The sequence below is a fragment of the Mesorhizobium sp. M7A.F.Ca.US.010.02.1.1 genome (assembly GCF_004023085.1).
Taxonomy (GTDB): Bacteria; Pseudomonadota; Alphaproteobacteria; order Rhizobiales; family Rhizobiaceae; genus Mesorhizobium.
On sequence record NZ_RZRV01000001.1, the window covers coordinates 366,027 to 391,560 of the forward strand.

General features: G+C 61.8%; 22 protein-coding genes and 1 tRNA gene. 8 read left to right on the forward strand and 15 right to left on the reverse strand.

The window, feature by feature from the left end; genetic code table 11:
* The 3 genes from EOA19_RS01775 to EOA19_RS01785 all read right to left on the reverse strand — a co-directional run bounded on the left by EOA19_RS01775 (position 1) and on the right by EOA19_RS01785 (position 1,360).
* Positions 1-291, reverse strand: a complete 291-nt coding sequence (locus tag EOA19_RS01775) for a type II toxin-antitoxin system RelE/ParE family toxin (RefSeq protein WP_023808588.1) — start codon at positions 289-291, stop codon at positions 1-3.
* Entirely contained in the window at positions 291-527 is a 237-nt protein-coding gene (locus EOA19_RS01780) for a transcriptional regulator (protein ID WP_023808587.1), read from the reverse strand. Before EOA19_RS01780 ends, EOA19_RS01775 begins: the two co-directional genes overlap by 1 nt.
* A 146-nt stretch (positions 528-673) precedes the next feature.
* Positions 674-1,360, reverse strand: a complete 687-nt coding sequence (locus tag EOA19_RS01785) for an HAD family phosphatase (protein ID WP_023808586.1) — start codon at positions 1,358-1,360, stop codon at positions 674-676.
* Positions 1,361-1,536: 176 nt separating this feature from the next.
* Here EOA19_RS01785 and EOA19_RS01790 point away from each other — a divergent pair, with 176 nt between their 5' ends.
* A complete protein-coding gene (locus EOA19_RS01790) occupies positions 1,537-2,670 on the forward strand; it encodes a site-specific DNA-methyltransferase (protein WP_023808585.1) in 1,134 nt (377 codons plus the stop codon).
* Between the two features lie 8 nt (positions 2,671-2,678).
* Here EOA19_RS01790 and EOA19_RS01795 read toward each other — a convergent pair whose 3' ends face one another.
* The 3 genes from EOA19_RS01795 to mutY are packed head-to-tail and all read right to left on the reverse strand — an operon-like array spanning position 2,679 to position 4,860.
* Positions 2,679-3,062: a hypothetical protein gene (locus tag EOA19_RS01795; protein WP_023808584.1), complete on the reverse strand. Its 384-nt coding sequence runs from the start codon at positions 3,060-3,062 to the stop codon at positions 2,679-2,681.
* A 12-nt stretch (positions 3,063-3,074) separates the two neighbouring features.
* Positions 3,075-3,686, reverse strand: a complete 612-nt coding sequence (locus EOA19_RS01800) for an HAD family phosphatase (RefSeq protein WP_023808583.1) — start codon at positions 3,684-3,686, stop codon at positions 3,075-3,077.
* A complete protein-coding gene (gene mutY, locus EOA19_RS01805) occupies positions 3,679-4,860 on the reverse strand; it encodes an A/G-specific adenine glycosylase (RefSeq protein ID WP_023808582.1) in 1,182 nt (393 codons plus the stop codon). Before mutY ends, EOA19_RS01800 begins: the two co-directional genes overlap by 8 nt.
* Positions 4,861-4,913: 53 nt before the next feature.
* Here mutY and EOA19_RS01810 point away from each other — a divergent pair, with 53 nt between their 5' ends.
* The 3 genes from EOA19_RS01810 to smc all read left to right on the forward strand — a co-directional run bounded on the left by EOA19_RS01810 (position 4,914) and on the right by smc (position 9,888).
* The gene (locus EOA19_RS01810; RefSeq protein WP_127290824.1) at positions 4,914-5,414 is read left to right on the forward strand and encodes a DUF721 domain-containing protein; all 501 of its coding nucleotides are present in this window, start codon (positions 4,914-4,916) and stop codon (positions 5,412-5,414) included.
* A 163-nt stretch (positions 5,415-5,577) separates the two neighbouring features.
* Positions 5,578-6,321, forward strand: coding sequence for a DsbA family protein (locus EOA19_RS01815; protein WP_128302501.1), 744 nt, complete (start codon positions 5,578-5,580; stop codon positions 6,319-6,321).
* 105 nt (positions 6,322-6,426) lie between these two features.
* Entirely contained in the window at positions 6,427-9,888 is a 3,462-nt protein-coding gene (gene smc / locus EOA19_RS01820) for a chromosome segregation protein SMC (protein WP_128302502.1), read from the forward strand.
* 253 nt (positions 9,889-10,141) lie between these two features.
* Here smc and EOA19_RS01825 read toward each other — a convergent pair whose 3' ends face one another.
* The 5 genes from EOA19_RS01825 to EOA19_RS01845 form a co-directional block, all read right to left on the reverse strand.
* On the reverse strand, positions 10,142-10,357 hold the full coding sequence (locus EOA19_RS01825; protein ID WP_128302503.1) for a hypothetical protein: 216 nt from the start codon (positions 10,355-10,357) through the stop codon (positions 10,142-10,144).
* A 180-nt stretch (positions 10,358-10,537) separates the two neighbouring features.
* Positions 10,538-10,906 carry a hypothetical protein gene (locus EOA19_RS01830; RefSeq protein ID WP_023808577.1) on the reverse strand — a complete coding sequence of 123 codons (369 nt, stop codon included), beginning with the start codon at positions 10,904-10,906 and terminating at the stop codon, positions 10,538-10,540.
* 91 nt (positions 10,907-10,997) lie between these two features.
* Entirely contained in the window at positions 10,998-11,879 is an 882-nt protein-coding gene (locus EOA19_RS01835) for a hypothetical protein (protein ID WP_128302504.1), read from the reverse strand.
* 36 nt (positions 11,880-11,915) lie between these two features.
* Positions 11,916-13,148: an alpha-2,8-polysialyltransferase family protein gene (locus tag EOA19_RS01840; RefSeq protein ID WP_245486022.1), complete on the reverse strand. Its 1,233-nt coding sequence runs from the start codon at positions 13,146-13,148 to the stop codon at positions 11,916-11,918.
* Between the two features lie 657 nt (positions 13,149-13,805).
* Positions 13,806-15,443 (reverse strand): ABC transporter substrate-binding protein, encoded by a 1,638-nt coding sequence (locus tag EOA19_RS01845; protein WP_128302505.1) that lies wholly within the window; start codon positions 15,441-15,443, stop codon positions 13,806-13,808.
* A gap of 128 nt (positions 15,444-15,571) precedes the next feature.
* Between EOA19_RS01845 and EOA19_RS01850 the strand changes: the two genes are divergently transcribed.
* Positions 15,572-16,471 carry a LysR family transcriptional regulator gene (locus EOA19_RS01850; RefSeq protein WP_127290810.1) on the forward strand — a complete coding sequence of 300 codons (900 nt, stop codon included), beginning with the start codon at positions 15,572-15,574 and terminating at the stop codon, positions 16,469-16,471.
* An 89-nt stretch (positions 16,472-16,560) separates the two neighbouring features.
* Here EOA19_RS01850 and EOA19_RS01855 read toward each other — a convergent pair whose 3' ends face one another.
* The 4 genes from EOA19_RS01855 to EOA19_RS01870 form a co-directional block, all read right to left on the reverse strand.
* Positions 16,561-17,433, reverse strand: coding sequence for a phytanoyl-CoA dioxygenase family protein (locus EOA19_RS01855; RefSeq protein WP_245486023.1), 873 nt, complete (start codon positions 17,431-17,433; stop codon positions 16,561-16,563).
* Positions 17,434-17,601: 168 nt separating this feature from the next.
* A complete protein-coding gene (locus EOA19_RS01860; RefSeq protein ID WP_128302507.1) occupies positions 17,602-19,692 on the reverse strand; it encodes an O-antigen ligase family protein in 2,091 nt (696 codons plus the stop codon).
* A gap of 227 nt (positions 19,693-19,919) precedes the next feature.
* A tRNA-Gln gene (locus EOA19_RS01865) sits at positions 19,920-19,994 on the reverse strand.
* Positions 19,995-20,122: 128 nt separating this feature from the next.
* Positions 20,123-20,467 carry a VOC family protein gene (locus tag EOA19_RS01870; protein WP_127290804.1) on the reverse strand — a complete coding sequence of 115 codons (345 nt, stop codon included), beginning with the start codon at positions 20,465-20,467 and terminating at the stop codon, positions 20,123-20,125.
* Positions 20,468-20,691: 224 nt separating this feature from the next.
* On the opposite strand from EOA19_RS01870, the gene ppdK reads away from it, so the two are divergent.
* The 3 genes from ppdK to EOA19_RS01885 all read left to right on the forward strand — a co-directional run bounded on the left by ppdK (position 20,692) and on the right by EOA19_RS01885 (position 25,502).
* Positions 20,692-23,370 (forward strand): pyruvate, phosphate dikinase, encoded by a 2,679-nt coding sequence (gene ppdK / locus EOA19_RS01875; RefSeq protein WP_128302508.1) that lies wholly within the window; start codon positions 20,692-20,694, stop codon positions 23,368-23,370.
* A gap of 118 nt (positions 23,371-23,488) precedes the next feature.
* Positions 23,489-24,592, forward strand: a complete 1,104-nt coding sequence (locus EOA19_RS01880; RefSeq protein WP_128302509.1) for a glycosyltransferase family 9 protein — start codon at positions 23,489-23,491, stop codon at positions 24,590-24,592.
* 169 nt (positions 24,593-24,761) lie between these two features.
* Entirely contained in the window at positions 24,762-25,502 is a 741-nt protein-coding gene (locus EOA19_RS01885; RefSeq protein ID WP_128302510.1) for a polysaccharide deacetylase family protein, read from the forward strand.
* Positions 25,503-25,534 lie beyond the last annotated feature (32 nt).

Below are 25,534 nucleotides of genomic sequence, written 5' to 3' on the forward strand. Positions count from 1 at the left end.
CTATGTGAGGCTCTCCGGCCATTCTCTGGCCCCATGGACAACGGCGATGATTTCAACGTCACTGCCGCGCACCCGATAAACAACGATATAGGATGTCCGCGCTATCACAAGCTCGCGGGTTCCGCCCGCTCGTCCCTTGCGTCCGACCATGGGATTTGACGCCAAGAGTTCGTCGGTGCGACCAATCAGATCGGCTGTTAGCCGATACGCCGCAACGGGACTGTCCTGCGCGATAAAATCCTGAATCTGGTCGAGGTCGTCGAGAGCGGCGCTCGTCCATGAAACCTGCATCAGGTGGGGCGGTACTTGTTCAACACCCGCTCGATATCGGCACGGCTGGCAAATTCACCACGGTCGGCCGCTTCAATTCCTGCGTTCACCTTGTCTAAAAACCGCTCCTGCCACTCAAGGGAGTGGCCGTTCTCAAGCGCGTCCGCAACGACTTCCGACGCGGACAGGCTGGACCGCGCCGCGATAGCATCGATGCGGGCCTGTAACTCTGGCGTGATTTCAAGCTCAATCGTCATGACGCAATCATCGCATAGCCATCAGGGTTTTGAAATGAAAACCAGCTCCCAAAATTGCAGTATCGCCTCCTACCACTCTGAAGCACGAGAACGGTAGACCGACCGGGCGAGAAAAGTCCCGCCACGAGGGCGAAATTCAATCGCCCTCAGGCGTCCGACCACTCCGACAGCGCCGCGATCACGCTTTTCAACTCTGCCCAGCGGCGGATCACCGTTTCGGCGCCGGCCTCGGTGAGCGCGTCGGCATGGCCGGGATAGCTGTGGGCGGCTCCGGTGAAGCCGATCACCCGCATGCCCGCCGTCCTTGCGCCGTGAACGCCGTGCACGGAATCCTCGATAACGAAAGTGTTCGCCGGGTTGGCGCTGAGTTTCTCCGCCGCGAACAGGAACACGTCCGGCGCCGGTTTCGTTTTCCCGGTCGGTGTTTCCATCGCCGAAAAAATCCGGTCGGTGAAAAACGGCAGAAGATGCACCTTTTCCAGCATGAATTCGATCCGCTCGGAGCGTGAATTCGAGCAGACGCAGCGCGGCACGCTTACCGCGGCAACGGCCTCGCGCACGCCATCGATGGCGCGGACGTCGCTGCGCAGTTTGCGGTCGACCAATTGTTCCTCCCTGTCGATCAGAGAGGCCTGGAAGGGGATGCGGGACTTTTCCTCGACCCGCAGCATGATGTCCTTGAAGGTCAGGCCGGCATAGCTCTCCGAAATCTCCTCAGCCGATATCTCGTATCCTGCCAAGGTCAAAAGCTCGGCGTCGACGCGGGCGGCGATGATCTCGGAATCGACGAGCACGCCGTCGCAATCGAAGATGACAAGGTCTGGCTGGGGCATGGTGATCCGGACAATAGGAGGGCGAAGTGGCCTCGGAAGGCTCAGGCGGCGCGGCATACACCAACAGGGCCGCCTTCGCAAATTCGCCACACCCGTCCCTTGGCCTTCACGGAATATTTACGCTGATCGGTAACCATAACGGAGAGTAAACAGTAACGCGTGCCTTGGGTGTCAGAATGTCTGCCGTGCGTCTTCTCGACGAGCTATCCCACGCTCCCCAGCAATCCGAATGGCTGGACACGATCCTCAAGGGCGACTGCGTCGCCGCGCTCGACCGGTTGCCCGAAAAATCGATCGACGTCATCTTCGCCGATCCGCCCTACAATCTGCAGCTCGACGGCGACCTGCACCGCCCCGATCAGTCCAAGGTCGACGCCGTCGACGACGACTGGGACCAGTTCGAGAGTTTCGAGGCCTATGACGCTTTCACGCGTGCCTGGCTGCTGGCGGCGCGCCGGGTGCTGAAGCCCAACGGCACCATCTGGGTCATCGGCTCCTATCACAACATCTTCCGGGTCGGCGCCAAGATGCAGGATCTCGGCTTCTGGATCCTTAACGACGTCGTCTGGCGCAAGACCAACCCGATGCCAAATTTCCGTGGCCGCCGCTTCCAGAACGCGCATGAGACGATGATCTGGGCTACGCGCGATCAGAAGGGCAAGGGCTATACCTTCAACTACGAAGCGATGAAGGCGTCCAACGACGACATCCAGATGCGCTCCGACTGGCTGTTTCCGATCTGCACCGGCGGCGAGCGGCTGAAGAACGACAATGGCGACAAGCTGCATCCGACGCAGAAACCGGAAGCGCTGCTTGCCCGCATCATGATGGCCTCGACCAAACCGGGCGACATCGTGCTCGATCCCTTCTTCGGCTCAGGCACCACGGGCGCGGTGGCCAAGCGTCTCGGCCGCCATTTCGTCGGCATCGAACGCGAGCAGGCCTATATCGACGCCGCCAACGAGCGCATCGACGCGGTGCGGCCGCTGGAAGAGGCCGACTTGACCGTTCTCACGGGCAAGCGCGCCGAGCCGCGCGTCGCCTTTGTCAGCCTGATCGACACCGGCCTGATGATGCCGGGCGCGACGCTCTACGATGCCAAGAAGCGCTGGGCGGCCAAGGTGCGCGCCGACGGCACGGTGGCGATCGGCGACAGCGCCGGCTCGATCCACAAGATCGGTGCCGAAGTGCAGGGGCTGGACGCCTGCAACGGCTGGACCTTCTGGCATTATGAGCGCAGCGGTGGCCTGACCCCGATCGACGAGCTTCGCCGCATCGCGCGGCTCGGCATGGAGCGGGCAGGGGCCTGATCGGCAGCTCAGGCCTTGTCTTCCTCCAGGATGATTTCGCTGACCTCGCCTTTCGCCATCAGTGAGAGCTGACTGGCAAAACGCGACAGACGCGAATAGTCCGTCCGGAGTCGCACACGCGCGAAGTCACGGGCTTCGATCTCCTCCGCGACCTCGATCCGGACGAACAGGTGACCGACGCCATCCGCCGGGAAAACCGAGATGCTTATCAGGCCGGGCGATCTCAGGACCAGATCCGCGCGTTTAAGCGGATAGGCCTGCAATGACACAATAAATTCGCTTACCTCGTCGGTCGGGAAATAGGCATCGCCACGTCCTCGAAAGTGGCCATGCTCGACACTGGCGTCAAGTATTGACCATTCCGGGTTGAAGGTCAGAACGAGCTTGCCCATTGCCGGTCTCGATCAGGTCGCGATGCCATGCCGCTCAAGGTCTGCTTGAAGCGCCTTTGCATCGGTGAACAGCACCGACTGCCAGCCGGCCGCCTTGGCGCCGTCGACATTCTTCTGGCTGTCGTCGATGAACAGCGTCGCGGCCGGTTCGAGGCCGAAGGCGGCGATGTGATGATCGTAAATGCCGCGATCGGGCTTGATCATGCCGATCTCGCCGGAGATGGTGACGCCGCGCGGACGATTGAGAAAATCGAAGCGCTCGCGGGCTTCGGCCAGCGTGTCGCTGGCGAAGTTGGTCAGCATGGTCACGTCGTGGCCGCTCTCGATCAGGCCGACCATGATGGCGACGCTGTCGTCATAAGCATGCGGCACCATCTCGTGCCAATGGCGGCGGAAACCGCGGATGTTTTCCGCGTGATCGGGATGGTCCGCGATCAGCAGCGCCTCGGCCTCTTCCCAGGTGCGGCCGCGATCCTGCTCGATGTTCCAATCATGCGTGCAGACATTGTCGAAAAACCACTTTCTCTCTTCGGCATCCGGAATGAGGCGGCTGAACGGAATGTTGGGATCGTAGTGGATCAGCACGCGGCCGATGTCGAAAACGATGTGGCGTATTTCAGTCATGGGGCCTCTTTGCACTGTGTGGCGACGGCTTTTTCGTCGCGCCGGGTATCGCAGCCTCGATTGCCTTTTTCATGACAGTCGGCAGCGCCTCGCCGGAAATCTCGTGAGCGAGCGACCAGAAATGCCCGTCTGGCGCATCACCTTTGATGTGAGCGTGAAAGACTTCGAGTTCGAGAGCGAAATGCGTGAAGACATGCGCAATGCGGCCCGCATGCCGCCAGTCGGCGGGAAAGGGCGCGGCCGCTTCCGTGGTTGCCCCATCGATCCGCGCGGTCCAGCCCGTCGTCGGCACCTCGGTCATGCCGCCGAGCAAACCCTTCTCTGCCCGTTTGCGCAGAAGGATGGCGCCGTCGGCCCGCACGGCGACAAAGGCCGCGCCGTGCCGCTGCGGCTTGTCGGCCTTGGGCAGGCGCACCGGGAAGTGCTCGGGATCGCCTGAAACGACCGCGCTGCAGTCTTCGCGCAGCGGGCACAGCATGCAGCGCGGCCGGCGTGGCGTGCAGATGGTGGCGCCGAGATCCATCATCGCTTGGGCGAAGTCGCCAGGCCTTGTCCCGGGCACCATGCGCTCGACATGGGCACGGATCTCGGGCTTGGCTTCGCTGAGCGGGGTTGTGATCGAAAACAGCCGGGAGATGACACGTTCGACATTGCCGTCGACAACGGCGGCGGGGCGATCGAGGGCAATCGCCGTGATGGCCGCCGACGTATAGGCGCCGATGCCGGGCAGTTCTCTCAAACCCGTCTCCGTGTCGGGAAACCGGCCGCCACGCGCGGCCACAAGATCGGCACAGGCCTTGAGATTGCGGGCGCGGGAGTAGTAGCCGAGCCCGGCCCAGGCCTTCATCACGTCCTCGGTGGGCGCCGCGGCCAGCGCTTCGACATCGGGCCATTTCTCGACGAATACCTTGAAATAAGCCTTCACCGCTTCGACGGTGGTCTGCTGCAGCATGACCTCGGAGAGCCAGATGCGGTAGGGATCAGGCCGCACGCCGCGCGCATGCTCAATTGGTGTGATGCGCCACGGCAATTCACGGTGATGCACATCGTACCAGCTGAGCAGGCGGGATGCGATATCGTCGCTGACACCGGATGCAGCTGTGCTGCTATCTCCGGATGTGGCTTTGCCACTATCCCAGGATGCGGTCTTGCGGGTCTGGTCTGCTGGTGCCATTGATCTTGTATTGGCCTGGCCGGTATCTGCTGGGTCGTCGCTGGAGGACGTACATGGCAGGGAGAACGCCCTACGGCAATCCCGTCCCGGTCAGCGATCTCGCGACCAGGATCCTCGATCCGGTGCTGCGCAAGCGGGCCGGCATTTCGATCGGCCTCGTCCAGTCATGGGACGAGATCGCCGGCCCGCGGCTGGCCAGCCATTCGCGCCCCGAAAAAATCCAGTGGCCGCGCCGTATGCATGAGGACGATCCGTTCGAGCCGGCCGTGCTGGTCATTGCCTGCGAAGGCATGGCGGCACTTCATCTGCAGCACGAGACGGGCGAGATCATCAACCGGGTCAACGCCTTCCTCGGCTTCACCGCCATCAATCGCATCAGGATCCTGCAGAAGCCGGTGACAGCCGACAAAGGAAAGCGCAAACCGGCCCTGAGGCCGCTGACGGCGGCTGAGAAGACGAAATTGTCGGGAACTGTCGGCCTGGTCGATAATGATGAACTGCGCGCCTCGCTGGAGAAACTTGGCGCGACCATTATTGGGGAGAGAAAATCATAGGCGTCTCGAAGAAAGTCATGGATTCGTCGTCAATATCTCGCATTCGTGATCGCTCTTGTCAGGTTTCGCGATTGGATTGGGGATCGAGATGCCTTAATTCGCGCCAACTCTCGCCTTTTCGTGCCTTTGCATTGCAAAATCCAACCCTTGTCAGGTGATTCGTATGAACCGTCCCCCGTTCGGCCAAAGCTTGTCTCGCAGAAACCTCCTGTCTTCGCTGGCCGCCATTCCGGCGGTGGCCCTGCTCGCCGCCTGCAGCGACTCTGGCGAGGAGGCGAAGGCCGCGGATGTGAAGCCTGCGGCCCCGGCCGCCCCCGCGAAGCCGGCCACGCCGGCCGCCGCCACCGCGCCGGAAGCCCAGGGCACCGTGGACATGACGGAGCTGATGAAGCCGGGTGCGCTGCCCGACAAGCAGCTTGGCAAGGATGACGCCAAGGTCACCATCGTCGAATACGCCTCGATGACCTGCCCGCACTGCGCGCATTTCGCCGAGACCACCTTTCCGGACCTGAAGACCAAGTACATCGACACCGGCAAGGTCCGCTACATCCTGCGCGAATTCCCGTTCGATCCGAGCGCCGAAGCCGGTTTTATGCTGGCGCGCTGCGCCAAGGATAACTATTACCCCATGGTCGACGTCCTGTTCAGGCAGCAGGCGAACTGGGTTGGCGTTCAGAATACCAAGGATGCGCTGCTGCAAATCTCGAAGCTCGCCGGTTTCACACAGGAGTCCTTCGAGGCCTGCTTGACGGACCAGAAACTTCTGGACGATGTGAGATCGGTCCAGAAGCGCGGCGCCAATGAATTCAAGGTCGACTCGACACCGACCTTCTTCATCAACGGTAAGACCTACAAGGGGGCGATGTCGATTGAGGAAATGTCGGCCATCATCGACCCTCTGCTCTGACGTCCAGTCAGCCCCGAGGCGGCGGCGCTTCGGCGCGCGCGGCTTCTTGTCGTGCCGCGGATTCCTTTCGCAAAATCACGGAAATCCGCTTAGTGGGCGGGGCGAATGAAGTTTTCGCGCCTTCGCCTCCTCGGTTTCAAGTCCTTCGTCGAGCCCGGCGAGTTCGTCATCGAACGCGGCCTGACCGGCATTGTCGGGCCGAATGGCTGCGGCAAGTCGAACCTTGTCGAGGCGCTGCGCTGGGTGATGGGCGAAAGCTCCTACAAGAACATGCGCGCGTCCGGCATGGACGACGTCATCTTTTCCGGCTCGGGCACTCGGCCTGCACGCAACACCGCCGAAGTCACGCTTTTCCTCGACAACTGTGACCGCTCGGCGCCCGCTGCCTTCAACGATGCCGACGAACTGCAGGTGTCGCGTCGCATCGAGCGCGAGGCCGGCTCGCTTTACCGTATCAACGGCAAGGAGGCGCGCGCCAAGGACGTGCAGCTTCTGTTCGCAGACCAGTCGACCGGCGCGCGTTCGCCATCGATGGTCGGTCAGGGCCGCATTGGCGAACTGATCCAGGCCAAGCCGCAGGCACGCCGCGCGCTGCTCGAAGAGGCGGCAGGCATTTCCGGCCTGCACACCCGCCGCCACGAGGCAGAACTGCGGCTGAAGGCGGCCGAGCAGAACCTCGAACGGCTGGACGACGTCGTCGGCGAGTTGGAAAGCCAGATCGAAAGCCTGAAGCGCCAGGCGCGTCAGGCGTCCCGCTTCAAGAACCTGTCGGCCGATATCCGCAAGGCCGAAGCGACGCTCTTGCATTTGCGCTGGACACTGGCCAAGACCCAGGAAGGCGAGGCGCGTTCGGCGCTGGCGGTTGCGACAGCGCTTGTCGGCGACCGCGCCGCCGCCCACACGGCCGCCGCCAGGGAACAAGGCATCGGTGCTCATAGGCTGCCGGACCTGCGCGACGCGGAAGCCGCCGCCGCCGCTGCCTTCCAGCGCCTGTCGATCGCCAAGTCGCAGATCGAAGAGGAAGCCGGCCGCATCCGCGCCCGTCAGACCGAGCTGGAGCGCCGGTTGCAGCAGCTCGACGGCGATATCGCACGTGAAGAGCGCATGGTCCGCGACAATGCGGACATTCTCGAGCGCCTGCGCACCGAAGAGGCAGCACTCAATTCGGAAAATGCCGGCGCCGCCGAACGCGAAGCCACCACCCGTGCGGCGTTCGAACAGGCGGCGTCGACGCTTTCGCAAAGCGAAGCCAAGCTCGCCGCGCTGACCGCCGAACGGGCCGAGGCTGCCGCCTCGCGCAACCAGATCGAACGGACGCTGCGCGATACCGCCGAACGCCGCGACCGCTTCGCGCGCCAGCTTGCCGATGTCGACCGGGAATTGTCTGAGATACTCTCCAAGGTCGCTGGCCTGCCCGATCCGGCCGAGAAGCGGGTGCTGGTCGAACAGGCCGTGGCGCTGCTGGAGGAGGCCGAGGCTGCCGTGTCCGAGGCCGAGCAGTCGGTCATCGATGCCCGCGCTGCCGAAAGCGCCGCCCGGCCACCGCTTCAGGATGCCAGGGCCGAGCTGGCACGGATCGAAACCGAAGCGCGCACGCTGGCCAAAATCCTGAATGCAGCCAGCGGCGATCTCTTCCCGGCCGTGTTGGAACAGATCAGCGTCGATCGCGGTTTCGAAACGGCGCTGGGTGCGGCCCTTGGCGAAGATCTCGACGTGCCGCTCGACCGCAGCGCGCCGGTGCATTGGGGCGAAAGCGCGATCCAGTCCGGCGACGCGGCTCTGCCGGAAGGCGTCAAAAGCCTGGCCAGCGTGGTCCACGCGCCGGCACAGCTCGCCCGCCGCCTGGCGCAGATCGGTATCGTCGATTCCGCCGGCGACGGCCGCCGGTTGCAATCGCTGCTTGCTCCCGGCCAGAGGCTGGTCAGCCGTGAAGGCGCGCTCTGGCGTTGGGATGGCTTCACCGCCAGCGCCGATGCGCCGACCGCCGCAGCACAACGGCTGGCGCAGAAGAACCGGCTGGCTGAGCTCGATGCCGAGGCGATACAAGCAACACTCGTCCTGCGCCAGGCTGAGGAGGCGCTGGGAGAGGCTGAACAGGCGCTCCGCCTGGCGAGCGAGGCCGAGCGCAACACGCGCCAGGCCGGTCGTGACGCCCAGCATCGGCTGGACGCTGCCCGCAATGCGCTGGCCGAGGCCGAGAGGGCCGGCGGCGAATTGCAGAGCCGGCGCGCCGCGCTCGATGAAGCGCGCGCCCGCATCGTCGACAGCCATGAGGAGATTTCGGCCGCCTTCGCCGAGGCGGAAATGCTGCTGCAGGACGCGCCCGATCTTGGCGATCTGCAATTGCAGCTCGAACAGTCCTCGGCCAATGTCGCCCGCGACCGCGCCGCGCTTGCCGATGCGCGTGCCGTGCATGAGGGGCTGCGGCGCGAAGCCGAGGCGCGCGCGCGCCGGCTCGATGCCATTGGCGCCGAGCGCAGCAACTGGCTGGAGCGGGCCGAAAACGCCTCGACGCAGATCGCATCGCTCGGCGAACGCAAGGCCGAGGCCGAGGCCGAACGCGAGCGGCTGGCCGATGCTCCCGATGAAATCGACGCCAAGCGGCGTGCCTTGCTGTCGCAGCTCACCGAGGCCGAGAGCTTGCGCAAGGCGGCGGCCGACCGTTTGCAGGAAGCGGAGAACCGGCAATCCGAACTGGACAAGGCCGCCACCGGCGCCATCCAGTTCCTGGCCGAGGCGCGCGAGACCCGCGTTCGCGCCGAAGAGCGGCTGACCGCAGCCGACGAACGCCGGCTGGAGGTCGAGGCGCGCATCCAGGAGACGCTGAACACACCACCGCATCTGGTTATTCGCCATACCGGTCTTGAGGCTGACAGCCCGATCCCTGAGATGGCCGAGATCGAGCGTCAGCTGGACCGGCTGAAGATCGAGCGCGAACGGCTCGGCGCCGTCAACCTGCGCGCCGAGGAAGAGCAGAAGGAGCTATCCGACCGGCTGGAAGCGATCGTGTCGGAGCGCGAGGACATCATCGAGGCGATCCGCAAGTTGCGGCAGGCGATCCAGAGCCTCAACCGCGAAGGTCGTGAGCGGTTGCTTGCCGCCTTCGACGTCGTCAACGGCCATTTCCAGCGGCTGTTCTCGCATCTGTTTGGCGGCGGCACGGCGGAATTGCAGCTGATCGAATCCGACGATCCGCTCGAGGCCGGTCTCGAAATCCTTGCCCGCCCGCCCGGCAAGAAGCCACAGACCATGACGCTGCTGTCCGGTGGCGAGCAGGCGTTGACGGCGATGTCGCTGATCTTCGCGGTGTTCCTGACCAATCCGGCGCCGATCTGCGTGCTCGATGAAGTCGACGCGCCGCTCGACGACCACAATGTCGAGCGCTTCTGCAACCTGATGGACGAGATGGCCGCCACCACCGAGACGCGCTTCGTCATCATCACCCACAATCCCATCACCATGGCGCGCATGAACCGGCTGTTCGGCGTGACCATGGCCGAGCAGGGCGTCAGTCAGCTGGTGTCGGTCGACCTGCAGGCGGCCGAGGCGATGCGCGAGGCAAGCTGACCCAGGTCGCGCTACCTGCGAATGGGCGGCTCTGGAGCGATTTTAGGGAAAAGTGTGAACCCCGGCAAAAAAATCAGAGCGTCGGATTGTGTTTGTGCGAATGCTGTTTGGCCGAAGCCCAGACGAAATAGAGTGATCCCAATTTCAGCACAGGCACCCTGCGATCCCGCTCGCGATCACGCAGTTCGCGGTAGGTCTTCACCTTCAGTGTGCCCCCCGGCAATCTGATTCGCAAAGCCATGATGCATAGAGCTTACGTGCCTTCTCCAGTCGATGGAAGGGTCATTTCAAGCTCCTTGTCAGTATTCGAGCTCTTGGAGGGTCGATCAGGAATTGTATTGGGCCACCAGATGACGAAATATTTGCCACACTGCCAGACCGGGACTTCGCCCTTGTACTCCCGCCGCCGCAGTTCATGACGTTGCTTGACCTTCAACACACCACCCGGAAGCCTGATCTTGATCGTCATCATCCCTCAATGCTGAATGGCACCGTCCAGGTGCCCGCACCCGGAGTTTCATTCGTCCATCTGTGATTGGGAAACCCGCCCACTCTCCGATCGGATCGTCGCAATCCGATTTCATCGAGTCAATGGAGCGGGAATTCAACTCCTGTGGCCACGCCGTGGACTCCGGGCCTGACAACAGGCTCAACCTCTGCGCCGCAAGATCCAGTTCACACAGATCACGGCCACGAGGCCACATGCGATGCCGGCGCAATCGGCAACCCAGTCGAACACATCCAGATCACGTCGTATCAGCGCCGTGCCCTGGAGGACCTCGATCGCCGCTCCAACCATGGCGAGGAAGACGATCAGCCTTGTCTTGCGATCGGGCCAGCCGAGCCCTCCAAGGAAAGTCATGACGGCAAAGGCGCTGGCGTGGTTCAGCTTGTCGGACCGGAAACCGATATCGATCCCATACTCCTCGAGTCGGGGTATAGGCAGCAATGCAAGGGCAAGAACAGCGATAAGCGTGCCGAAAAAAGCGATCCGTTCGGCGGCTGGATAAAATCTCATTCTGTTCCAATCTGTGCCTGGCCGCCGCGAAGGTCGAATCCGGCTCGGTATTGGCGGTTCAGGCTGAAACTCAGATCGACGGCGTTGTCTTTCAAAGCCGCAATTTTTGCTTGAGCCTTTTCAGCCAGGTCTGTTCCGCCTCATCCTGGTTTTGATGCGCCGGGACGTAGCGCGGCCGTATCTTTTTTCCTTTGATGTAGAATGGCTTTTCGACTTCTCCAACCAGGTTGACGAAAAGCCGGGATTTGTTGGTGGGTTGGCGGACTGTGACGCCGTGGACCGATTCAATCGAATTGATGAACAATACAAGAATGTTCTTGTCGTATTTAACTGTTTCGATGCATTCCAAATGGGTGTCGTCGACATAGGCATCATTGAAGAGTGTCGCTTTGGCTTTCAGTGTGGCGTATTTGGACTTGAAACGACTAATTGTCAGGTCCCCGCCAACGGCATCATAATCTTCCGGCCTCATATAAAACAGGCCAGAAAATAGCTTGTCGCCATTGTCGATGTGGCTTGTCCGCACCGATCCGGCATCGGTTACCGGCGTGTTCCCGCTGAGCATCGCATCCATCAGTATGTCGCGCGTTGCATAGGTGTCACTAAACCTGATGCCCGCTTTCATGTTCTTGAGGCGTTCATAATTGGGGTAATAATCAGGGTAAAGCTTGTGAATATCGTCGTAGAACAGTTCGGCGATCTCGGCGAAAAATGCTTGAGATACATGGTAGGCGATAAAATCGCGCCATATTTGCGGCACAGCTTCGTTCGACCGAATGCGGTGGGCCTCATAGTCCCATCTGGTGTTGTTGCGGCGCGTATCGATTTCGAGCGCTTCCGGAGCGGGAAACGTGTCGGCCAACTCCTGGTAGAGATCGAGGGGAAGGGCGTCGCGCAGGATGATGTGTGGAAACGGCTCCGATCGAACGTCGGCCCTGGTGGCACGTTGAAGGACTGAAAGCGGCTTTGACATCGATGGTGTCTCAGATCGAGTTTGCCTGAGTTGGATTCAGAGGATCGTGTTCAACCTGTTCGGGCTGCCGCCTTTCAACGGATCCTCGGTTGCGTTCAAAGATTGGAGCCCTGAAAAGGGCTCCGCATGGGCTTTCACCATTTCGCTCATTAGAATATCCGCGCCGGTCATCAGGGGGATCAAGGTTTCCGCGAATGTGTATGTTTTGATGCCGTAAAGCCACTTCAGGTAGAGAAGGGCAGCTGACGTGCCGGAGACGCACCCAACAATGTTCATCCGGGATACGACAAGCTCTATCGGATATATGTGTGGGAGGCTCGCCTCCATGATCCTGGTGCTGGCGTCGGCCGTCACATTGCCTACCGTATCCAGCAATTCGGGGAAGAAGGGCGTGCTTATTCTTGGATGTTCCTTCCAGACGACGTCGTATCCCCTCTCGACGATCTGCTCCGCAATTCGTCTATAGATCGCCGCCTCTTGCGCGTACGACATTATGCCGTTTCGCGACAATGCTTGGCCGAGCAGCAGGATCCGTGGGTTGGCTGACGCACGGCAATGTTTGCCGCCGGAAAGCGCATCGCTGCAGGCTTCATCTATTACGTCGCGCATCAGCGAAGCGCCGACCTGAAATCTTGGTACGTTCTCCAGAGCATCGTGAATGGGGATTTCGTGAAGCAAAGAATAAAACTTTGTCACCCGCCTCAGATGGTGTCTTTCTATCTTGTCGGCCGCTTTCCTCAGTCGGAACGCCGGTGAAATTGTAGAGAGTCCTGCAATCAAGGCTCCGGTGATGCGCCGTCTAAACCTGGTGCCTGGCGGCCGTGACATGGTTGACATTTCGAATGGAAGGTATGACGTCAAGCCATCCTCATACAAAATGATCTTGGCTTCTGGGTATGAGTCCAGCAGTATTTTTTCCGATGGCCGGTTAACGAAGCAGGCCCAGATTTCAGCTGCGGTACTCGCGTCGAGACCAATTGTGTCTCGGATCAGACGATGGACCCGGAAAATTTGCAGTTGCCCATATTTACGCTCGGACGTCAGAAGGTCGTACGCCCATATGATCCGTCTCCAGGTCCATACTGCAGACGCAAGTTCAGCAAGACCGGTCTTGAAATGCTCGGAAACGCCGGCCGTTTCATAGAGCAGAAGGTAATCCTCATGCTCCTCATCCGCCGGGGAGCTTCCATCCATTGTTGATTGGCGAAGTGAGGCAACCAGGCTGAGCAATTGCCAGCTGCCAAAGACGCAGCATATTCGAGCTGGCAATTTAAGATCTCCAGATTGGATGGAAATAACGCTGCATGTTCCGCGATCTCAACGCAAAATTGCTTCATATCCGACAGGCGGTGTGGCTTGGGGCGTCCCACCCGCTTCATAATACTGCCTATCGCGTCAGCAGGAAATATCTCGCAGATGTCGGTTCTAACGTTCGAGACAGGCTGGAGTTCCGCACAATAGGCAGGCGAATTTACTCCAACTGAGCGGCAGAGACCTGTTGAGATCCGGCATAACATCAGGCGGCGGCAAACCGCTCATGCGGGTCGTCTTGCTGCCTCGGTTCCCCGTCGGCACCAAGAGCGCAATTCTCCCGGTTTTCGGGAAGGTCGTTGCCCGGGAAAGCGGGTTTCACTTCCATCAGTCAAAAGTAAGCTCCAGCCATGAACCGGAGCTTGATGATGACAGAGGCGGAAACCAGAAAGTTTCACCCGCTTGATGTGCCAACCGGTCCGGTGCGGTGGCCCGGAATCCCGGCCGACCTGCCAAGGCATGGCGCGTGTGGCCGCACCTGCGCATCATGCCCGATGCGAAGCCCGCACTGCTCCTCGGATGCCCTTGATGCCGACGCTTCGGCGCAACTTTCCCGGTGAGCAGGCGAAGGGCGGCGCCGAAAATGCGCCACCCTGTCGGAGGGATTGCCCGCGATCAGGCGGCGAGCCAGGCCCGGGTGAAGTCCTGCTCATAGGCCTGATGCATCTGGTAACCCATCAAGGCCGGTTTCATATGGCAGAACAGCTTTCGCCAGTAGGGCTGGACGATGATGCCGGAATCCTGCAGCATGACCTGCAGCTCCTTCATCACCGCACGGCGCTGCTCCGGATCGGCGATGGCGTTGGCCTTGTGGACCTTGGCATCGAAGTCGGGATCGGCGAACCCTGTCTCGTTCCATGCCGAACCGGTCTGGTAGGCAAGCGCATAGGTCTGGATGCCGAGCGGTCGGGCGTTCCAATTGGTGGTCGCGAAGGGATACTTCGTCCAGTCGTTCCAGAATGCCGATTCCGGGATGACGGTGCGTTTCACCTTGAAGCCCGCGTCGCGCATCTGCTGGGCGACGGCATCGGAGCTTTCCTTGCGGTAATCGGCTTCGACCGAGATCAGATCGAACTCGAAATCGAGCTGGCCGGCTTCCTTGAGCAATGCCCTGGCCCGGGCCGGATCACGTTTGATCGGCGGCAGGTCGGCGTGTTCGGGATGCATCGGTCCGACATGATCGTTCTGCGCGACGATACCCATGCCGTCGGCGCCCAGTTGCAGCACCGCTTCGTTGTCGACCGCAAGCTGTATGGCGTTGCGCACGCGCTTGTCGTCATAGGGTTTGGCGTTGACGTTGCAGCGCGAGACCAGGGTGGCGGCAGTGACGATCTCGCTTTTCTTCAGGCCCAGCCTGTCGAGCATGGCGACGTCATAGGACTGCGTCTGCCCATTCAGGTCGATTTCACCGGATTCGAAGGCGGAGACGGTGGCGGCCGAGTCGGTGCCGTAGTCGGTCCAGTCGATGCCGTCGAGGAACACCTCGCCGCCCCACCACGACCCGTCCGGCCGCTTGCGCACCGAGGCAGCAACGCCGACATCGAGTTTTTTAAGTTCGAACGGGCCCGTGGAAACGGGGTTGGCCGACAGTGGCGCAGCCTTCGGATTGAAGGTGTGGTGGACGATCAATGCCGGGTAGTCGGTCATCGCGGGGATGATGGTGATGTCGGGCTGGGACAGTTTCAGGACCACGGTGTGGCTGTCGCGAACCTCGATAGCACCAGTGCGCGCCACCTTGGTGTCGGGATCGATCAGCGCGGTCATGCGCCCGGCCATCGAGTTGCCGGCGGCATCCTTCTCGCACCAGCGCGTGATGTTGAAGGCGACATCCGTGGCGGTGAAATCGTCGCCGTTCGACCATTTCACCCCCGGGCGCACCTTGAGCACATATTCCGTGGCGTCCGCATTGATCTCCCAGCTCTGCAGCAGCACCGGCTCGAAGGTGAAATCCGGCTTCCAGCGCACCAGCGGTTCGAGAAACTGCATGGCGATGTTGCCCATCTGCGAAACCTTGAACTTGCGCGGGTCTTCCAGCTCCATCACCTGCATGGCAACACGCAGCACGCCGCCCTTCCTGGGTTGGGCGGCTTCCTCGGCCCGCGCCGGGACCGGCTGACCGATGAGCCCATAGGCAATCGCGGTGCTGGCGCCGAAGGCGCTAGCCAGCGCCAGGAACTCGCGGCGGCCAAGCGCGCCGCTCTTCGCGCCTTTCGCAAATGTGCCGATCGCCGGATGAAGAGGTCTGGATGTCATATCGGTTCTCCCATTGTTGATTTTACGCCCAAATTCGGTGGAATGCCCTTGCCGCGTCGTTGCTGGGCGCTGTTTTCTACAGGACGCAGCCGATGGCGGCGGGGCCGCGACGGCGAGGGGAAGGCAAGATGAATCTTCTGACGGCGATGCGGGTGTTCGATCGAGTCTGCCTGCTGGGCAGCCTGTCGGCGGCGGCCCGCGATCTCAACATGTCGACGACGGCGGTCAGCCGCACCATCAAGGAACTGGAAGACGACCTCGGCGTCCGGCTCATCAATCGCACCACAAGGCGTCTTAGCCTCACCGAGGCGGGCCGCGACTATGCTCCGCGTGCGCGCAGCCTGCTCGACGACATTTCCGAACTGCAGGATTCGACGCGCGGCCTGCACAAGGAGACGCGCGGCCTGATCCGGGTTTCCTGCTCCAATGTTCTGGGCCACACGCGCATAACCAAGCTGGTGCCGAAATTCCTCGAAGAAAACCCGCTCACCACGATCGAGTTCGACCTCACCGCGCGTTATGTCGTCGGCATTGTCGAGGAAGGCTACGATGTCGCCATCCGCTTCGGCGGTCAGGCGGATTCCGCCCTGATTGCCCGCCGGCTTGGTGAAGTCCGCAACTATGTCTGCGCCACGCCCGATTATTGGGATGCAAACGGCCGTCCGGTCCACCCGGATGAGCTGGCAAGCCATTCCTGCGTGCTGAGCAATTTCGCCAAGCGCCTTGGCACGTGGCCATTCATCGGACCCGACGGCCCTTTCGATGCGGCTGTCGGCGGGCGCATCTCGACCAACAGCGTCGAGGCCGCCTATCAGATGACCACCGCCGGTTTCGGCATCGGCAACCTGCCCAGCCTGCTGGTCGACGCTGCGATCAGGGACGGCCGGCTGGAAGTGCAGCTGGATGAGTTTCGCCCCGGCTCCAGCCCGATCTACGCGCTCTATCCGCACCGCACCTATATTGCGGCCAAGGTGCGCGCGTTCGTCGACTTCCTGATCCGCGAACTGTCGGCCGACTTCACTGCCTGAAATGCTGCGCGATTGCCCATGGCCAACGCCGTCAGGGGCCTGGCGCGAACGCCAGGCCCCCTCTGCCCCCGTCGCCCGACGCGGCAGCGTCATTTCCACCAGGCGGTGGTGTCGTACATCGGTCCCGGCTCCTCGAAGAGCTTTTCGTATTTGCACAGTGCCGGCGTCTTGCCGAGCGGCACCGAAACACCGTCCCTGAACGCCCATTCGCCACGTTGCGTCGTATCGGCCCGCACATAGCTGGACAGCGCAAAGGCCCGGTCGTGCTGCGATTTGTTGGGCGAGGAGCCGTGCACGGTAAGCAGCCCCCATAAAGCAAGGTCGCCCGGCTCCAGCACCAGCGGAACGATGGTCGCCGGGTCGATGCCGACCTTGCGCAACTCTTCTTCGGCGGTCAGGCCCTTCATCAGTTCGCCGGTTCCCTCGTCCGACAGGCCGAGATAGCCGAGCTTGTGGCTGCCGGGCACGACCTGAAGGCAGCCATTGTCCAGCGTCGCCCGATCGACCGCGAGGCCTGTTGTCACGGTGGCGTCGGCGACATTGTCGAAGGCGGCCTGGTTACGGAAGCGCAGATCCTGGTGGAAGCGATAACCCGTGACATTGGCGCCGGGCGGCTTCCAGTGCAGCTGTTGGGCGATCTGCCTTATGTCACGGCCGATCAGGCCCTCGAGCAGCTTCAGATAGTCGGGATTGCGGCGGAATTCTTCGAAATAGGAATTGATCCAGGAAAACCAGTAAGCCTGCAGCACATAGCGTTGGCCAAAGTCCGATTCAGGCAGGATCTGGAAATTCAGGTTGCCGTGCCGGAAGGTGGCGTGATGCTTGAGGCCTTCGGCATAGACCGCATCGGTTTCCTTCTTCAGCCGGATCATCTCGTCGCCGTCGACGAATTGTCGAACGACCGCGTATCCTTCCTCGCGGTACTGCTCCACCGCCTCGCGTGCCTGCCTGTCCGTCAGCATGTCCGTGACAACCCCTGTCTGTGATCCGTGTCGATCGTAACGAAGGGGTTGCCGGCGATAAGCCATGGATTTTGGCATCGACTTTCCCGATTATCGGGAAATTGAGCGGGGCGTCAAAGGGGCATTGGTCGCAATCGGCTGGTCAGATACGTGCTGCGCCGGCAGGCCCTAAAAATAGGTCCGCGGCGCGACAAGGTTCTTCTGCTGGCGAACATAAAAACAGTAGAAGCCGAACGCCGCGGCAAACCACATGAAGGCCTCACCCATGGCCAGCCGGTTGTTGGAATTGGTAACGATGCTTAGGGCGAAGAAGACCAGTGTGGAGATGTAGCAGGACCATGCGGCCGGAGCGACAAGCTTGGCTCGCATGGCCAGTAGAACCTGCCTGGCCGACCAGGTGTAGAGAAAGGCAAAGAACGCCAGTCCGACCACACCATAGCGCACGGCAATCTCCAGATAACCATTGTGGAAGACGTTGAAGATCATGGGATGATAGGTTCTGTTCTGCCATTCGGTCAGCCAGCTGGAACTGGCTCCGAAGATCGGGTGGCGCTTCCAGATATTGATCGCATCCGCCCACAGCATCAGCCTCTCCTTGGCTGCAAGTGGCACCGCATCGCTCGCGATGGCGCGGTCGAAGGCGGGGAGGACCCCATGCCTGAACACATCCGGAACCAAGGTTTTGATGAATGCCATGGTATCGTCGGCGGTGGACGAGAAGATGTTGTGTGCTGCGACAATGCCGGCCGCCACGATCACCAGCACGCCACCCGAAACCAACAGTTCGCGACGATGGCCTCTCGCCAGGGTCATGACCGCCAACAAGAGCAGAGCGAGCGCAAGCGCAAGCCACACTCCCTTTGACCGCATCTCGATGATATTGACGAGGGCAAGCAGCAGGACGGCTGTCGACAGGACCCAATGCAGGTTCTTGGTTGCTTTCCCGAGGTCCGTTCTCTGGGCCGAGTAGGCCATGAATTGCAGCGTGCAGAGGAAGATGAAACCGGCCGCTACCGACGCGTGGATGGGATTGTTGAAAAGCCACGGGGCCGGTTGGATGCCTTGAAACATGTCCGAATAGAAGGTGTCCGCAGCCAGGAAGACGAGACTGAGGATCATGAACCAGAGCACGAGCCGTGCGGGTTGCCTGACAAACAGCAGAAACGCGAAGCCGGTCGTCGCGTAGAACAGCGGAAACATGTAAATACCTTCGGCGCCACCCAACTGGTGGGTGCCGAAATAGACGATCGCCAGTCGGATGAAGACATAGAGCGACCAGCCCAGACACAGAAAGCCGACCCAACCGATCAGCGGTTTGCTGTAGGTCCACAAATCCACTCTGAACCAGCGGATGACCGCGAACAGGGCCAGCGCCAGGCCCGCATAGCGGTAGGTGTCGGCCTCGCGCCACACCGCGGAGACCAAAGCGAGAATGGCGATTGCCGCAAGCAACAGAAGCAAGGTGTGGCGCGGCGCGTTGTCCTTGGCATCATCCAGGGCATCTCGCGGCAGAGGGGGCGGCAGCAGGACGTGATGCAGGCGGCGCAGCTCGTCGCTGGCCCGCAACACCCCGGCACGTATCCGGCTCGGCCCGCCCAGCCTTGCGGATTTGTAGCTTCCCGAGGGGCCCGCTATGCCCGAGATCCCACTGCTGGCGGCGAAGCCAAGCACGTTTTGGCGGACCGAATAGACTTTCAGGCCGGTATCCCAAAAGCGCTCGAGTGCAACGTCCCATGGCATTTTCATAACGGCGAGCGCCGACAACAGACCCTGCGCGCCCTCCCGCGTCACCAGATAGGCGGCGGCCGAGCCTTGCGGGCCATGCAGCGCACGACCGATCTCGTCGCCTTCCGCCGTCTCGACGGCGCGCATGAAGAAGCTCATGCGATGGTTGGTCAGCTTGATGACGTCGAAATCCGGCACCGCCGCGATGATGGCCTCGATGCGCCCCATGGTGTTTTCGCTGAAGAGGACGTCGTCCTCGACGATCAGGCCATGGGCGCTGCCACCGGCCAGGAACGTTTCCAGCGCCTGGATATGGCTGCGGTAACAGGCATATTCGCCCGAAAGGATGTCGCGCCCGCTCAGCTTGCGCGCGGCTGGCAGATCGATCTCCGTCCAGTCTTTTTCAGCAAGCGCCCGACCGTCGACGGCGGCAATGCGCTGCAAGGTCAGTCCTGCCGCTTCGGCGCTGGCGAGCAATTCGCTCCAGCGCTGGGTCTCGCGATCGAGGTTGATGGCGAAGATAGGAAGGTTCATTGAAGTTCCATGTTGAGCCGCCACCCACCTGGCCGACCTATGTATGGAAAGAGGAAGATGTTCAAGGCGACACTGTCCAGATCATGTGCAAATGCTGACCCGAATTTGCCGCGATGGCGTTGGTTTCGCTGAACTTATGACGCAGTCGAACTATTAACCGACCGGCTTCATGGAAGATCGCAAATGTACTCTCGGGTCCTATGTGTCCGGAACGGACCTGAGCGAGATGGCTGGGGCGCCAGGATTCGAACCTGGGAATGTCGGTACCAAAAACCGATGCCTTACCACTTGGCGACGCCCCAATTGCCGTCAGAGTCGCTTGTGCGGCGCGTTATTAGCAGAGCAGCCAAAAAGCACAATCCTTATGAGTGACGGTTGGAACGCTCGAATTGGGCAGGCAACGCAGCGCTGCCAAATGATATGCAGCGGGCTATTCGGACCACACCGCCATCTCGTTTCCGGCTGGATCGACGAAGTGGAAGCGCCGGCCGCCGGGGAACGGGAAGATCGGTTTGACGATCGTGCCGCCGGCGCTTTCGACAGCGTCGAGGGTTTGCTCCAGATCCCTGCTGTAGAGCACGGGCAGCGGCTTTGATGGCGCTTCCGCGGCATCTGCCTGGAAGCCTCCGTCCAGGCCTTCGGCAAAGGCCGAATAGGTCGGCCCATAATCGGTGAACGACCAGGCAAAGGCAGTACTGTAGAAAGCCTTCAGCCGGTCCAGCGTTCCACCGGTCGCGGGCATTTCCAGATAGTCGAGTTTTCCGGGCAGTTTCATGGCGCACCTGTTTGTTCCCTTTATGTTCTACATCAAAAACCTCGGAATGGCAAGTCATTTTGCCGCATCTTCGGACGCGGCTTTTTGCTTAATCGATTGTAGAAGGCCGACCGCTTTGCCGGCGCTTGCCTTTCGCACTGCAGCATCATATCGCTCCAAGGACGGACCGGCGGAACTTTCCGTTTCGCCAATCTTTCCAATCTCCTGCAACCGGAGAGCGATGCATGACCAAATGGGTTTTCACCTTTGGCGATGGTGCGGCGGAAGGCCGTGCCAGCGACAAGAATCTCTTGGGCGGCAAGGGCGCCAACCTGGCCGAGATGTGCAGCCTGGGGCTGCCGGTGCCGCCGGGCTTCACCATCACCACGGAGGTCTGCAACGCCTACTACGCCAACGGCCGTATTTATCCGGCCGGGTTGGAAGCCGATGTCGCGGTCGCGCTCGATCACATCGGCCGGCTGACCGGCCGTCGGTTCGGCGACCCGTCGAAACTGCTGCTGGTGTCGGTGCGTTCGGGCGCTCGCGCCTCGATGCCCGGCATGATGGACACCGTGCTCAATCTGGGCCTGAACGACGAGACGGTCGAGGCGCTGGCCGCCGATTCCGGCGATGCGCGCTTTGCCTATGACAGCTACCGCCGCTTCATCCAGATGTATTCCGATGTCGTCATGGGCCTCGATCATGAGGTGTTCGAGGAAATCCTGGAGGATCAGAAAGGCGGGCTCGGGCACGAGCTCGACACCGAACTGACGGCGCTCGAATGGCAAGGCGTCATCGCGCTCTACAAGGCCAAGGTCGAGGAAGAGCTCGGCAGGCCTTTTCCGCAGGATCCGCATGAGCAGCTCTGGGGCGCGATATCAGCCGTGTTCTCGAGCTGGATGAACAACCGCGCCATCACCTATCGCCGCCTGCACGACATTCCCGAAAGCTGGGGCACGGCGGTCAACGTCCAGGCCATGGTGTTCGGCAATATGGGCGAAACCTCGGCCACCGGCGTTGCCTTCACGCGGAACCCTTCGACCGGCGAAAAGATGCTCTATGGCGAGTTCCTGGTGAACGCGCAGGGCGAGGACGTCGTCGCCGGCATCCGCACGCCGCAGAACATCACCGAAGCGGCGCGTATTGCAGCCGGCTCGGACAAGCCGTCGCTGCAGAAGCTGATGCCTGACGCGTTCCAGTCCTTTGTCACCATCTCCGACAATCTGGAGAAGCACTACCGCGACATGCAGGATCTCGAATTCACCATCGAGCGCGGCAAATTGTGGATGCTGCAGACCCGCTCCGGCAAGCGCACCGCCAAGGCGGCGCTGAAAATTGCCGTCGAGATGGCGCGGGACGGACTGATCACGAAGGAGGAAGCCGTCGCCCGTATCGACCCGGCCTCGCTCGACCAGTTGCTGCATCCGACCATCGACCCCAAGGCCGCGCGCGATGTCATCGGCATTGGCCTGCCGGCGTCGCCCGGTGCTGCCACCGGCGAGATCGTCTTTTCCTCAGGCGACGCCGAGGAGCTGAAGACGCAAGGCCGCAAGGCGATCCTGGTGCGCATAGAAACCAGCCCCGAAGACATTCACGGCATGCACGCGGCGGAAGGCATCCTGACCACGCGCGGCGGCATGACCAGCCACGCCGCGGTGGTGGCACGCGGCATGGGCAAGCCTTGCGTCTCCGGGGCCGGCTCGCTGCGTGTCGACTACAAGGCCGGCACTCTGATGGCGATGGGCTCGACCTTCCGCAAGGGTGATATTATCACCATCGATGGCAGCAACGGCCAGGTGCTGAAGGGCGCCGTGTCGATGTTGCAGCCGGAACTTTCCGGCGATTTCGCCGCCATCATGGAATGGGCCGACGCCGTGCGTCGCATGAAGGTGCGCACCAATGCCGAAACGCCGCTTGACGCGCGCATGGCGCGCTCCTTCGGCGCTGAAGGCATCGGCCTTTGCCGCACCGAGCACATGTTCTTCGACGGCGAGCGCATCGTCGCCATGCGCGAGATGATCCTGGCCGACACCGAAAAGGACCGGCGCATCGCACTCGCTAAGCTTCTGCCCATGCAGCGCTCGGACTTCCTCGAACTGTTCGAGATCATGGCCGGCCTGCCGGTGACGATCCGCCTGCTCGATCCGCCGTTGCACGAATTCCTGCCGAAGACCGAGGAGGAGGTGGCCGAGGTCGCCGCCGCCATGAAGGTGTCGCCGGACAAGCTCAGGCAGCGCACCGAGGCGCTGCACGAGTTCAACCCCATGCTCGGCCATCGCGGCTGCCGCCTGGCTGTCTCCTATCCCGAGATCGCCGAGATGCAGGCACGCGCCATTTTCGAGGCGGCGGTGGAGGCGGGCAGGAAGGCCGGCGCCCTGGTGGTCCCCGAGATCATGGTGCCGTTGGTCGGCCTGGTGAAGGAACTCGATTACGTCAAGGCGCGCATCGATGCGGTTGCCAAGAGCGTCATGGAGGAAACCGGCGTCAAGATCGATTACCTCACGGGAACCATGATCGAGCTCCCCCGCGCCGCGATCCGTGCCCATGTCATTGCAGAGTCGGCCGAATTCTTCTCCTTCGGCACCAATGACCTGACCCAGACGACCTTCGGCATCTCGCGCGACGATGCGGCCTCGTTCCTGGAAACCTACCGCCAGAAGGGCATTATCGATCAGGACCCGTTCGTCTCGCTCGACATCGACGGCGTCGGCGAACTGGTGCGCATGGCCGCGCAAAAGGGCAAGGCGACGCGGCCAGACATCAAGCTCGGCATCTGCGGCGAACATGGCGGCGATCCGTCCTCGATCCGCTTTTGCGAAGAGGTCGGCCTCGACTACGTGTCCTGTTCGCCCTATCGCGTGCCGATCGCCAGGCTGGCGGCCGCGCAGGCAGCGGTGCTGGTTGCGAAGGCAGGCCGCCGATAGGATCCATCCAGCTTACCGTTTTGTAAGGCAATTCACGCGAACGTGCTGGCGGCGTCGCGTAATCTCGACATTGTTCCTGCCCAATTTGCGGCCATCCGCAAATTGCTCCCGGAAACAGATGCTGCAGATTTCTCCCGCGCCGTTCCACTCGATCCTGGTCATCCAAACGAAGTTCATAGGCGATCTCGTCCTCGCCTCGGCGCTCGCCAAAAACCTGCGGCTCGAATTCCCCGGCGCCAGCATCGTCTTTCTGTGCGAGGCCCGCTTCGAGAGCTTCGTCATGGCCCATGGTATCGCTTCCGAGGTGGTCGCATTCAGGCGCGACCGCATGCGCGGAACGCCCTTGGAGCGCGGGAAGGAGCTCTGCGCCATGGTGCGGGCGTTGCGCCGCTTCCGTTTCGACCTGACCATCGACCTGACCGATTCGAAGACGTCGCGCATGGTCACCGGGCTCGTCAACGCCAAGACCCGTGTCGGTTACAATCCTTCCGAAAGACCCTTGCGTATGTTGGAGCGGCAACCCGCCAATGTCTTTGCCAAGCCCTACGGCTTTGATGGTCAGCATTTCCTGTACCGCTACCTCTCGCCGCTCGAAGCGCTCGGCATCGAACTTCGCACGGTGATTCCGAACCTTCAGCCGCTGCCATCGGAGACGGCGAAAGCATTGGCGCTGCTGGGTAAGCACCATCTGCGGCCAAACGCATTCATCGCCGTGCATGCGGGTGCAAGCTTCGAGGGCCGACGTTGGCAGCCGGAGCGGTTTGCAGCAGTGATCGTCGAGATTGCCGGCGAGACCAGCCTGGATGTCGTCCTGGTGGGGGGCCCGGATGAGCGCGAGATCGCCGAACGTATCGTCGCCAGAACCGCGCCCTCGGTCGTCAATCTCGTCGGTGACCTGTCGCTTGAAAGCCTGCTGGCGGTGCTGAAACAGGCTCGGCTGTTTCTCGGCAATGAGAGCGGCCCGATGCACATGGCCGCAGCCACCGGAACCCCGGTTGTCGGATTGTTCGGTCTGACGGAGCCGTCGCGCTGGGGTCCCGTCGGCGTGCCCAGCATCTCGCTCCAGCCGCCGATGCCTTGCGCCTGCATGGCCGAAAACCTCTGCCGCGCGCCGGATCCGAGCAAAGCATGCTGCGTCTGGGGCCTGGAGGTCAAGCCTGTGGTCGATGCGGTGCGCGAGGTTCTTTCGCGCACCGAAATGAAACTGGAACACGCCATCTGAGATCATGCGCCGCATGCACGACCGCTCTCGACGCGGTGGAATGACCTGTCGCCCACAGGAACGGTCACATTGTCGCGGAGCGCTTTTCAGCTATGCACCATCCCGATTTCCGCCTTCATGCGGGTCGTTGGGATGCCTGCTTGAAATGACGGGTCCGGGAATCGGTTTGATGCGCCTGCTGCAAAAAAATCTCTGCATGATCGCCCTGTCGTGGGCGATGGCATCCGCCAGCCATGCCGCGCCGCTCGTCGAGCCGACGCTGCACATCAAGTCGCAGGCGAGCGGAGCCGGCCGTGTGGCGCTTACGCTCGACGCGTGCGGTGGACAGACCGACAACCGGATACTTTCGGCGCTGGTGGACAACAAGATTCCCGCCACCATTTTCGTGACCGGCATCTGGCTGAGGCGAAACGCCGCCGCCGTCGAAATCATGCGGGCGCATCCCGATCTGTTCGAACTGGAAAATCATGGCGGCCACCACATTCCGGCGGTCGACACGCCGCGGAAAATCTATGGCATCCGCAGTGCCGGCAGCCCGGACGCGGTGCTGGCCGAGGTCGAATCGGGAGCCGCCGCTCTTGCCGGGACCGGCGAGCCGGCACCGAAATGGTTCCGTGGCGCAACCGCCGAATACAGCCCGTCGGCAATCGCCATGATCCGCAAGCTTGGCTTCAAGGTCGCGGGTTTCTCGATAAACGGCGACGGTGGCTCTTTGCTCGGCGCCAAGGAGACCGCCCGGCGCATTGCAACGGCCAAGGACGGTGACGTCATCATCTCGCACATCAACCAGCCGACCCATGCGGCCGGCGAAGGCGTGGTGCAGGGGCTGCTGGCGCTCAAGGCCAAGGGCTTGACCTTTGTGCGGCTCGACGATGCCGAAGGCATCGGCAACAACGGCACGACGGAGTGAGTGGCCAGCCGAGCGGATCTCGATGCCTTCGG

Coding starts and splice junctions, on each gene's coding strand:
- EOA19_RS01775 (WP_023808588.1), bottom strand. CDS start 291: ATGCAGGTTTCATGGACGAGCGCCGCTCTCGACGACCTCGACCAGATT.
- EOA19_RS01780 (WP_023808587.1), bottom strand. CDS start 527: ATGACGATTGAGCTTGAAATCACGCCAGAGTTACAGGCCCGCATCGAT.
- EOA19_RS01785 (WP_023808586.1), bottom strand. CDS start 1,360: ATGCCCCAGCCAGACCTTGTCATCTTCGATTGCGACGGCGTGCTCGTC.
- EOA19_RS01790 (WP_023808585.1), top strand. CDS start 1,537: ATGTCTGCCGTGCGTCTTCTCGACGAGCTATCCCACGCTCCCCAGCAA.
- EOA19_RS01795 (WP_023808584.1), bottom strand. CDS start 3,062: ATGGGCAAGCTCGTTCTGACCTTCAACCCGGAATGGTCAATACTTGAC.
- EOA19_RS01800 (WP_023808583.1), bottom strand. CDS start 3,686: ATGACTGAAATACGCCACATCGTTTTCGACATCGGCCGCGTGCTGATC.
- mutY (WP_023808582.1), bottom strand. CDS start 4,860: ATGGCACCAGCAGACCAGACCCGCAAGACCGCATCCTGGGATAGTGGC.
- EOA19_RS01810 (WP_127290824.1), top strand. CDS start 4,914: ATGGCAGGGAGAACGCCCTACGGCAATCCCGTCCCGGTCAGCGATCTC.
- EOA19_RS01815 (WP_128302501.1), top strand. CDS start 5,578: ATGAACCGTCCCCCGTTCGGCCAAAGCTTGTCTCGCAGAAACCTCCTG.
- smc (WP_128302502.1), top strand. CDS start 6,427: ATGAAGTTTTCGCGCCTTCGCCTCCTCGGTTTCAAGTCCTTCGTCGAG.
- EOA19_RS01825 (WP_128302503.1), bottom strand. CDS start 10,357: ATGACGATCAAGATCAGGCTTCCGGGTGGTGTGTTGAAGGTCAAGCAA.
- EOA19_RS01830 (WP_023808577.1), bottom strand. CDS start 10,906: ATGAGATTTTATCCAGCCGCCGAACGGATCGCTTTTTTCGGCACGCTT.
- EOA19_RS01835 (WP_128302504.1), bottom strand. CDS start 11,879: ATGTCAAAGCCGCTTTCAGTCCTTCAACGTGCCACCAGGGCCGACGTT.
- EOA19_RS01845 (WP_128302505.1), bottom strand. CDS start 15,443: ATGACATCCAGACCTCTTCATCCGGCGATCGGCACATTTGCGAAAGGC.
- EOA19_RS01850 (WP_127290810.1), top strand. CDS start 15,572: ATGAATCTTCTGACGGCGATGCGGGTGTTCGATCGAGTCTGCCTGCTG.
- EOA19_RS01855 (WP_245486023.1), bottom strand. CDS start 17,433: ATGCTGACGGACAGGCAGGCACGCGAGGCGGTGGAGCAGTACCGCGAG.
- EOA19_RS01860 (WP_128302507.1), bottom strand. CDS start 19,692: ATGAACCTTCCTATCTTCGCCATCAACCTCGATCGCGAGACCCAGCGC.
- EOA19_RS01870 (WP_127290804.1), bottom strand. CDS start 20,467: ATGAAACTGCCCGGAAAACTCGACTATCTGGAAATGCCCGCGACCGGT.
- ppdK (WP_128302508.1), top strand. CDS start 20,692: ATGACCAAATGGGTTTTCACCTTTGGCGATGGTGCGGCGGAAGGCCGT.
- EOA19_RS01880 (WP_128302509.1), top strand. CDS start 23,489: ATGCTGCAGATTTCTCCCGCGCCGTTCCACTCGATCCTGGTCATCCAA.
- EOA19_RS01885 (WP_128302510.1), top strand. CDS start 24,762: ATGCGCCTGCTGCAAAAAAATCTCTGCATGATCGCCCTGTCGTGGGCG.